This is a genomic window from Okeania sp. (assembly GCF_035285525.1).
Lineage (GTDB): Bacteria > Cyanobacteriota > Cyanobacteriia > Cyanobacteriales > Microcoleaceae > Trichodesmium.
In genome coordinates, this window is record NZ_JAYKGW010000130.1 from 1 (window position 1) to 10,174 (window position 10,174).

Here is a 10,174-nt window from a genome sequence, read left to right on the forward strand (position 1 = left end):
TTATTAACTATAAATAACAAAGGCAAAAAAATTACTTTCCTACTTCCTTTTCAACAGAATAATAATTATTAACTATAAATAACAAAGGCAAAAAAATTACTTTCCTACTTCCTTTTCAACAGAACAATAATTATTAACTATCAGGAAAGAAGAAGAAAGAAGAATAACAAAGGCAAAAAAATTACTTTCCTACTTCCTTTTCAACAGAACAATAACTATTAATTATTTGGTAAATCTTCTATTTGAGCGAGAGTTTGTTGAATACGAGGAGTTGCCAGAAATACTTTTGCATCCTCTATTAACCGTTTCCCCCACAGATGTTCTTTAAGATAATCAATTTTTGCATAATTGCTATCTAAACGTAATGCTGCTTCTCCCATCGCCAGACTTTGTTCTTTATCACCTTGAGTGTAGAGAGCTACAGCTAAAGCTAATAGTGGTTCTACTGCTTTACTATCAATAGAGAGAGCTTCACGCCATTTAGCGATCGCCTCATCTACTTTTCCTATTTCATACTCAACTAGACCAATGTTATTAATTGCAGGCCATAAATTTTGTTCTTGTCGATAAGCTTGTTCATATTGTGCGATCGCTCTTTGAAATTCACCTTGCTTGTAATAAGCATTACCCAGGTCAAATAAAGCTCCGGGGGTGCCAGGTTTAAATTTTAACCCTTCGGTTAATTGCTGGATAGAATTTTTATAATCAGATGTTTGAAAATAAGCTCGACCCAGAACAAATCTAACTTCCGCATTATTTGGGTCTAATTTCTGAGCTTGTTTCAAAGCAGCAATACCTTCTTCTAAGTTTTCAACTTGAAGATAAAGACTACCTAATAGCGCCCAAGCTTGTTGATTATTTGGAGCTAATTCTGTAGCAAGTTCAGCTCTAGCTAAAGCCAAATCAAACTGTTGAAATCTTGCTAATTGTAACGCATCTTCAGTTAAACTTAAACCTGTTTGTTCTAGTTGATCTGAATCTAATTGTAATACATGAGGAACTAATGCCTGCCCTAGCATAGGTTTAACGTTAGTACCCCACAGACCTAGGGCAATTAATAAATAAACTAATAAATTTCGATTTAGCATAGTAAGCAGAGCATATATGATTAAATAGTTTATTTTAAAGCATCTAATCTTATTCTGCTAGCCAAAAAATCTCACATTTTATAGTATACCTTAAAAGTATACTCATATTCAATTTTATAGTATAACAAAATAGCATAATGAATTCAACATTATCTGCATTACAAGAACTAATAGAAATAGTATCTAAATTACGTTCTCCGGAGGGAGGTTGTCCGTGGGATTTGGCTCAAACTCCGGAAACTTTAACTCCTTATATTGTGGAAGAAGCTTATGAAGTTGTAGATGCCATTAAAAGTGGAGATAAAAAAGCAATAATTGATGAATTAGGAGATTTATTATTACAGGTAGTTTTGCAAGCACAAATAGGGAGTGAAACTAATGATTTTACTTTAGCTGAAGTTGCTGAAAGTATTAGTCAAAAAATGATTAGAAGACATCCTCATGTATTTGGAGATGTGAAAGTAAATAGCACTGAAGAAGTTCAACAAAATTGGGAAGAAATTAAGGGAGCAGAATTAGGAGAAAGTAATGATTTATTGAGTAAAAAATTAAGTAGATATGCTCGCCAGTTACCTCCGCTTATGGCAGCAATGAAAATTTCTAAAAAAGCTGCTGCTGTTGGTTTTGAATGGGAAAATATTGATGGAGTTTGGGAAAAATTTCACGAAGAATTAGGAGAATTTCAAGAAGCTTTAAATTCAGAAGATCAGGAACATCAGGAAGCAGAAATGGGAGATATTTTGTTTGTTTTAGTGCAGTTAGCTCGGTGGTATGATTTAAACCCAGAGCAAGCATTGCAAGGAACAAATCATCGATTTTTAAAACGATTTGCTTTATTAGAGTCAATGTGTGATAAACCTATTTCTGAGTATAGTTTGGCAGAATTTGAACAGATGTGGCAGAAGGCAAAATTAATAATTAATAATGAATAATTATTAATTGTAATAATACAGCGGATTCTAGGTCTATGTTGTACAAATATTAATATAAAATCTTTGTAGCACAGCCTTCTAGGCTGTCATAGCTGATAATGAATAATGATTAATATAAAATCTTTGTAGCACAGCCTTCTAGGCTGTCATAGCTGTACCATACTAATAATAAGGACTTACGCAAAGGTACTATATATGGTGTGCTAGTGCGCGACGCTACCCTACCGCTAATACACCCTACCAATAGGGTTAATGCGTAAGTCCTGATAATGAATAATGATTAATATAAAATCTTTGTAGCACAGCCTTCTAGGCTGTCATAGCTGTACTTAAGATGGAATCCGCTGTATTACCGATTGCCTATTGTCTATTGCCTATTCCCGAATAATATTTCAATCCCGATGTTTCAGCCAGAGGTACTGATAAGTGATAACTGATAAAAACCCCTAAAATTTTTGGTTTTGTTGTACTAAATTAATAAACTCACGGATAATCTTGGCATATTTTTCCCCTGCCACTTCTAATAAATTATTATGACCAGCACCATCCACCCACAAAGAAAGCTTAGGTTGATTAGCCATAGCAAAAAGTTCCTGTCCATGAGAAAAAGGAATTACTCTGTCAATATTTCCGTGCATTATCAATACCGGACAATTTACATTTTTAATCTTGTTAATACTAGGAAATTTGTCAAAAGGATAAATAGGAATCCGCGTCACTACCCGAAAAATACTTGTAAACGAACTTTCTATAATCAAACCAGCCACAGGTTCACGGGATGTCAAATCTACTGATGGCCCTCCACCCACCGAACGTCCATAAACAATAATTTGATTTGCAGGTATCCCTAATTTTTGGGTCAAATATTCATAAGCAGCATTAATATCTTCATAAGCACCCTTAACTGAAGGCTTTCCTTCACTTGTCCCATACCCCCGATAGTCATAAGCAAATACATTAAACCCAATATCTCGTAAATCTTGTAACCGGGGCAAAATTTGCCCCAGGTCTTCAGCATTACCATGACTGTAAAGAATTGTATATTTTGCTTTGGGTAATTTGGGAAATGGTAAATAAATTGCTGTAATTTGGACTTTATTGCCAGAGTCAAGCTTGACAAAATCTGGGTTGTCTTGATAGCTAGATGGACGAGGTAAAAAAATTAATTGGTCTGAGAAAAAAAGACCATACCAACCAATCACGATATAAATAATTAATGCAGATCTAATTAATATAAAAATAGAAAATTCTCCTACCAGGAGTTCTATAATATTTTTCTTGTCCATAAGAAGTGGGTGTTTACCTTATATTATTCTTTACGGAATAATTTTTAATGCAAGTCCAGTCTTAAGCTGACTGGCATAATTCATACTATTGTAGTGAGGAATATAAATGACACTAGAATTTCCAGATGACCTTAAATACTTGGAAACCCATGAGTATGTAAGGATGGATGGCGAAATTGCCACCATTGGTATTACTGCTTTTGCTATTGAACAATTGGGAGATATTGTATTTCTGGAGCTTCCAGAGGAGGGAGACCAAATAGAAAAAGAAGGGTCTTGTGGCAGTATCGAATCTGTGAAGGCAGTTGAAGACCTAAAAGCTCCTATTACTGGTACGGTAGTAGAGCGTAATGAGGAGATATTAGAAAGTCCAGAGAGGTTATCAGAAGAAGACCCATACATAGAGGGTTGGTTGTTGAAAGTTCGTGTTAAAGATTCTGATGAACTAGAGGGAGAAGATGTTTACTCTGCTGACCAATATCGCGAGCTGGTAGAAGGAGAATAGAATAAATAATTGATAATTGATAATTAGGGCTGGCTGATTAAATATAAAAGCACTATTCAATCAAGGTTTTAGCCTTTTTAAGTCCTGATTTCTCGGAAACCGTCATTTCAGTTATCAGTTATCAGTTATCAGTAGAGAGTGAACCTCCGACTAAACTCGGAGGCTTGAAATACTGAGTTAAAATTTTTTCATCCCCGAACCAGGGGAGGCTTTATACCTCTTTTTTCGTAAAAGTACCTATTTTTTTGCTCTTGTCGTCTCGAAATGGCAGAGTTTTGGCACTAACAATCAGAAAATTTGGCCGTAGCAAATAGTCTAAACTCTTCCCTTGCTTCACTAGCAGACTTCCATACCCAAACCCTAAAGTGTGGGAAGTGTGGCGAGGGCACATGGCCCTTCGCCCATACTAAGCGGCTGTGCGTAAGCTCTGATAAAGTTATAGTTATTTTTTCTTAGTTGAGGAGGCGATCGCCTCCATAAACTTTACTTTTCCTGTCATAAACTGACTCAGAAGGAGAATTGAATAAACTACAGTTCTTGTTATGAAAGGTTTCTTTAAAATTCTAGAAACTGACGAGAAGCATGACGAATATGCAAAATATAAACAATTGATTCTGATACTGTCAGGACTTACGCAGATGAACTCAGAAACCGGGTTTCTCGTGGACTTCTATTGCTTAAAACAACGATTTGTCCTAGAAACCGGGTTCCTCCCGTGTAAGTCCTAACTGTAAAAAGTATCCGATCAGCTCCACATCCTTTCCCATATAAAAGTTGGCAAATTTCTTGAGAAGAATCAACATTTTCTGGTGCTAGAGAACAACGCTTTGGACTATTACTTCAGGTATCAATCCCATCCATTAAGACCATCAAATCATTTTTCAGCCTGTTCTTTCGATAGTTGTTCCATCATCCACAAATACACTTCTTCAACTTCTACTGAAGCATCATCTGCTATTTCAATTTTATATTTTATACTTTTGTTTAATTTTGGTCAATGTTTCTCTAGCTGGAGATGTGCGTCCTTCTTTTACAGCTTTTAGTCCAGTTTCAATGCCTTTAACAGCTTGAATATAATCAAGCATTTCCAGCATTTTTTGATATGATTCAGGAGTTTGAACTACTGCTTCTGGTTTGCCGTTAACAGTGAGTATCAGTGGGTGTCCAGTTTGTTTAATTCGCTCTAAATATTCAGCAGTATTGCGCTTGAAATTGGTAAGAGAATCAATGTCTTGAGTTATGTCTAGCATCTTTGAAATTTTATTAACAAATACTATTTCACATCATATTAGCATTTTTTTAGATGTTTTTTCCAGAAACCGACTTTATCCACGACAATTCCTCATAACTTACGCAGCGACCCTAGATATAGTGCTTAAAACCCCATACGCAATAGTTAAAAAACTCTATATCATAGTACATTTCCCTAAGTCCTGTTCCTCTTACTCTTCCCCACAATCCCCACACTCCTCACACTCCTCACACTCCCCACACTTCCCACACCTCCTACACCTCCCACACTCCTCCTTCCTTGCATTAAGTTATGAATTTTTGTTACAACTTAATGATAAATTGATTTCAAGGAAAATACAGAATAGTGGTAGCAATACATAAATCTCATACAAAATCAAGTCACCAAGTACCAGAAGCCAACAAAGGCCAAAAGTCAACGGACTTTTCCCAACGACATATTGGCCCTACCTCTGACAAAATTCAACAAATGTTGGCCATCTTAGGTATTTCATCCCTAAATGACCTAATTGACAAAACAGTACCCGAAAAAATTCGATACCAGCAACCCCTCAATTTGCCCAAGTCTCTGAGTGAAAGTGATGCTCTTGCGCAAATTAAAGAAATAATCTCCAAAAATCAGGTATTTCGTTCCTTTATTGGTATGGGTTATTACGACTGTATTACCCCACCAGTTATCCTCCGCAATATTCTCGAAAATCCTGGTTGGTATACCGCTTATACTCCCTATCAAGCAGAAATAGCTCAAGGACGAATGGAAGCATTACTGAATTTCCAAACTATGATAACAGACTTAACTGGTTTGGAAATAGCTAACGCTTCCCTGCTTGATGAAGGGACAGCAGCAGCAGAAGCAATGAGTATGACTTACGGTTTATGCAAAACTAAAGCAGAAACTTTTTTTGTTGACACTAACTGCCATCCTCAGAATATTGAAGTTGTCAAAACTCGCGCCCAACCATTGGGAATAGAAGTTATTGTCGGCGACTTCCGGACTTTTACTTTTGACAAACCAATTTTTGGCGCACTCCTCCAATATCCTGCTACGGACGGCGCAATATATGACTACCGCGACTTTGTGGCAAGAGTTCACGAAGTCGGAGGTTTAGTAACTGTTGCTGCTGACTTACTCAGTTTAACTTTACTAACACCTCCTGGAGAATTTGGTGCTGATGTTGCTGTGGGTAATACTCAACGTTTTGGTGTTTCTCTAGGATACGGCGGTCCCCATGCTGCTTACTTTGCGACAAAGGAAGCTTTTAAACGCCAAACTCCAGGACGTATTATTGGGGTTTCTCAAGATGCTAATGGCAACTCAGCCTTACGGTTGGCGTTGCAAACACGGGAACAACATATTCGTCGGGAGAAGGCAACCAGTAATATTTGTACTGCTCAAGTTTTGCTAGCGGTGATGGCAAGTATGTATGCAGTTTATCACGGTCCTGATGGTTTAAAAGAAATTGCCGAAAATATTCATAATTTAACTGTAGAGTTGGCAACAGGTTTAAAACAACTTGGTTATCAAGTTGGTGCAGAACCATTTTTTGATACTCTTCGGATAACAGTCGATGCTGACTCTCGTCTGAAAACGGCGAAAGAAGTTATAGATGCTGCTGAAAGTGTAGGGATTAATTTGCGAACTATTGATGAGCAAACGGTTGGTATTTCTCTAGATGAAACTAAAACTGAGAAAGATGTACAAAGTCTGTGGCAAATTTTTGCTGGTGGAGAAAAGTTGCCAGATATCGAAAAAAACACTTCCCCCCTTTTAAAGGAAACCCAAAACACTCCTCCTTTTTCCAAGGAAACCCAAAACACTCCTCCTTTTTCCAAGGAAACCCAAAACACTCCTCCTTTTTCCAAGGAAACCCAAAACACTCCCCCTTTTTCCAAGGAAACCCAAAACACTCCTCCTTTTTCCAAGGAAACCCAAAACACTCCTCCTTTTTCCAAGGAAACCCAAAATACTCCTCCTTTTTCCAAGGAAACCCAAAATACTCCTCCTTTTTCCAAGGAAACCCAAAACACTCCCCCCCTTTCAAAGGGGGGTAAGGGGGGATTCACCCGCACCAGCAGTTATCTAACTCATCCAGTATTTAACAGTTATCATTCTGAGACCGAACTATTGCGTTACATCCATCGTTTACAAGCAAAAGATTTGTCTTTGACAACATCAATGATACCCTTGGGTTCCTGTACAATGAAACTCAATGCAACAGCAGAAATGATACCTGTTACCTGGCCGGAATTTGCCCAAATTCATCCTTTTGCTCCCACAGCTCAAACTCAGGGTTATCAAATAATGTTTGAGCAATTAGAGCAATGGTTAGCAGAAATCACAGGTTATTCAGCAATTTCTCTGCAACCAAATGCAGGTTCCCAAGGAGAATATACAGGTTTATTAGTGATTCGGGAATATCATGCTCACCGTGGGGAAGCGCATCGGAATGTTTGTTTAATTCCTGATTCTGCTCACGGAACAAATCCTGCTTCAGCAGTGATGAGTGGTTTAAAAGTTGTCGTTGTTAAATGCGATAAACAAGGAAATATAGATATGGCAGATTTGCAGAAAAAGGCAGAAAAGCACAAAGATAATTTGGCTGCCATGATGATTACTTATCCTTCTACTCACGGTGTATTTGAGGAAGACATTGTTGACATCTGTGAAATTATCCACGGTTTTGGTGGGCAAGTTTACATGGATGGAGCAAATATGAATGCGCAAGTGGGGTTATGTCGTCCTGCGGAAATCGGTGCGGATGTTTGTCACTTGAATTTGCATAAAACTTTCTGTATTCCTCACGGTGGTGGCGGTCCGGGAATGGGTCCGATTGGGGTTAAGTCTCATTTAGCACCGTTTTTACCAGGGCATTCTGTGATTAATATTGGTGGCGAAAATTCTAGTGGAGCGGTATCTGCTGCACCTTGGGGTAGTGCGAGTATTTTGCCTATTTCTTGGATGTATATTGCCATGATGGGTCCGGATGGTTTGACTGATGCAACTAAGATCGCGATTTTGAATGCTAATTATATTGCGCAACGGTTGGATAATTATTATCCAGTTTTGTACAAAGGTAAGCATGGATTTATTGCTCACGAGTGCATTTTGGATTTGCGTCCGTTGAAAAAGTCTGCTGGTATTGAGGTAGATGATATTGCGAAACGGTTGATGGATTATGGTTTTCACGCGCCAACGGTTTCTTGGCCGGTAGCAGGTACTATTATGGTGGAACCGACAGAAAGTGAGTCTAAAGAGGAGTTAGATCGTTTTTGTGATGCCATGATTTCTATTCGTCAGGAAATAGAGGAAATTGAAACTGGTAAAGCAGATAAACAGGATAATTTGTTGAAAAATGCGCCTCATACTGCTGAGAGTTTGATGGTGGATGAGTGGAAGCATAGTTATTCTCGACAACGTGCTGCTTATCCTGCTCCTTGGACGCGAGAACATAAATTTTGGCCGACTGTAGGGCGAGTTGATAATGCTTTTGGCGATCGCAACTTTGTCTGTTCTTGTTTGCCGATAGAAGCATATACTTAGGTAGCACAGGCATCTTGCCTGTTGCGTAGCCAAATTTTTAGGGTGCGTTAGACGGCTAAATTTTAGACTCTGAAAGAGATTTAGGAATTCGTGGTAACGCACCGCTTCTGGCATAATGTACGGTTCCCGAAAAATCGGTGCGTTAGCGAAGCGTAACGCACCCTACTACTTAATTTACTAAGAACCGGAATTGTTTCAGCTAAAATATTACGTTATAATTGTCATTATTTTGCATAATTCTTATTTAAAATTCCGAAAGTATCAGCAATAATTAGGATATAAATATGTTGACAAATACAAATACAAAGATAGAGATACAACCATTCTCAGAAAATGTAGGTAGAAAAATTATTAATACAGAAAATGCAAGTATTTTAGAAATCAACAAAGAAGAAGTTATTAATTTGTTTAAATCTTATGGTTTTTTACTTTTTAGAGGTTTTGAAACTGATGTTAATACTTTTGCAGAATTTAGTAATTCACTGAGTAATGGTTTTATGGATTACACTGGAGGTGCTATAAATCGGAGAATAATCAATGAGGATGGAACTATATTAACTGTTAATGATTTTAAGGATGAAATGAAACTACATGGAGAAATGTACTATATAAAAAAACCTCCGCAGATAGTTTGGTTTTTTTGTGCTAATCCACCTTTAAAAGATGGAGAAACAACAATATGTGATGGTGAGCAATTTTTCCATGAACTTAGTAATTCAATGAAAGATTTATTGAGGAGGAAGAAATTAAAGTTTCCTGGTCGTTTAAAAAAAGAAGATTGGCAAAATAAATACAAAACTAATGATTTGAATGTGGTTAAAGAGATATGTGAAAGTCAAGGTAGGGAGGTTCAAATTAACGAAGATGAATCAATTGATTTTAAATTTATCTGTTCGGCAATACATAAAAGTAGAACTGAACAAAAAGATGTTTTTATTAATAGTTTATTACAGGCAAAAAAGGTAAATCCCAAAAGTGTATGTTTTGATGATGATTCCGAAATAACTGATGAAATAATGTCAGAATTAAATGAAATTGCTGAAAAAATAACTATAGAAATAAACTGGCAAAAGGGGGATATTTTGATGATTGATAATACGAGAATTATGCACGGTAGAAGAGCTTTTTATGATGACCAACGAGATATTTATGTTCGGTTGTGTTTTCCAGCATTTCCATTTTAACCCACATTCCGCACTTCAAAAAGATGTCTAACATTATCGGTGCGTTACGCTTACTGAACTGCTGATAACTAATAACTGATAACTGAAAAGGCGATATCGCTCATTTTCATATTTCCCAGAAAAAAATTTGAGTAAAGGGTTGACTTTTAATTTATTTTTGCTATTATTATTTATAATGGAGAAGGTGCGCTCAGAGATAGACTGTAGGGAAAGTTGATAATGCTTTTAGCGATCGTAACTTTGTCTGTTCTTGTTTGCCGATAGAAGCTTATAGTTAGGTAGCACAGGCATCCTGCCTGTTCCCTAGCCAAAATTTGTAGGGTGCGTTGGCGCGCTCTTTGCGGACATAAAAAGACGGACTAAATTTAGACTATGAAAGAGATTCAG

8 protein-coding genes are annotated in these 10,174 nt (G+C 37.1%); 4 read left to right on the top strand and 4 right to left on the bottom strand.

Going from position 1 to position 10,174, the window contains the following annotated elements; translation table 11 throughout:
* Positions 1–218 precede the first annotated feature (218 nt).
* The gene (locus VKJ25_RS12425; RefSeq protein ID WP_324236945.1) at positions 219–1,088 is read right to left on the bottom strand and encodes a tetratricopeptide repeat protein; all 870 of its coding nucleotides are present in this window, start codon (positions 1,086–1,088) and stop codon (positions 219–221) included.
* A 137-nt stretch (positions 1,089–1,225) separates the two neighbouring features.
* Here VKJ25_RS12425 and mazG point away from each other — a divergent pair, with 137 nt between their 5' ends.
* Complete coding sequence (mazG, locus tag VKJ25_RS12430; protein WP_324236946.1) at positions 1,226–2,020, top strand: nucleoside triphosphate pyrophosphohydrolase; 795 nt, start codon at positions 1,226–1,228, stop codon at positions 2,018–2,020.
* 446 nt (positions 2,021–2,466) lie between these two features.
* On the opposite strand, the gene VKJ25_RS12435 is transcribed toward mazG, so the two are convergent.
* The gene (locus VKJ25_RS12435; RefSeq protein WP_324236947.1) at positions 2,467–3,306 is read right to left on the bottom strand and encodes an alpha/beta hydrolase; all 840 of its coding nucleotides are present in this window, start codon (positions 3,304–3,306) and stop codon (positions 2,467–2,469) included.
* 106 nt (positions 3,307–3,412) lie between these two features.
* Here VKJ25_RS12435 and gcvH point away from each other — a divergent pair, with 106 nt between their 5' ends.
* Entirely contained in the window at positions 3,413–3,811 is a 399-nt protein-coding gene (gene gcvH / locus VKJ25_RS12440) for a glycine cleavage system protein GcvH (protein ID WP_324236948.1), read from the top strand.
* A gap of 211 nt (positions 3,812–4,022) precedes the next feature.
* On the opposite strand, the gene VKJ25_RS12445 is transcribed toward gcvH, so the two are convergent.
* Both VKJ25_RS12445 and VKJ25_RS12450 read right to left on the bottom strand, forming a co-directional pair.
* Positions 4,023–4,202 (bottom strand): hypothetical protein, encoded by a 180-nt coding sequence (locus tag VKJ25_RS12445; protein ID WP_324236949.1) that lies wholly within the window; start codon positions 4,200–4,202, stop codon positions 4,023–4,025.
* Between the two features lie 574 nt (positions 4,203–4,776).
* Positions 4,777–5,061, bottom strand: coding sequence for a type II toxin-antitoxin system Phd/YefM family antitoxin (locus tag VKJ25_RS12450; RefSeq protein ID WP_324236950.1), 285 nt, complete (start codon positions 5,059–5,061; stop codon positions 4,777–4,779).
* Positions 5,062–5,408: 347 nt separating this feature from the next.
* On the opposite strand from VKJ25_RS12450, the gene gcvP reads away from it, so the two are divergent.
* Entirely contained in the window at positions 5,409–8,603 is a 3,195-nt protein-coding gene (gene gcvP, locus VKJ25_RS12455; protein ID WP_324236951.1) for an aminomethyl-transferring glycine dehydrogenase, read from the top strand.
* A gap of 284 nt (positions 8,604–8,887) precedes the next feature.
* Entirely contained in the window at positions 8,888–9,787 is a 900-nt protein-coding gene (locus VKJ25_RS12460; protein WP_324236952.1) for a TauD/TfdA family dioxygenase, read from the top strand.
* Positions 9,788–10,174 lie beyond the last annotated feature (387 nt).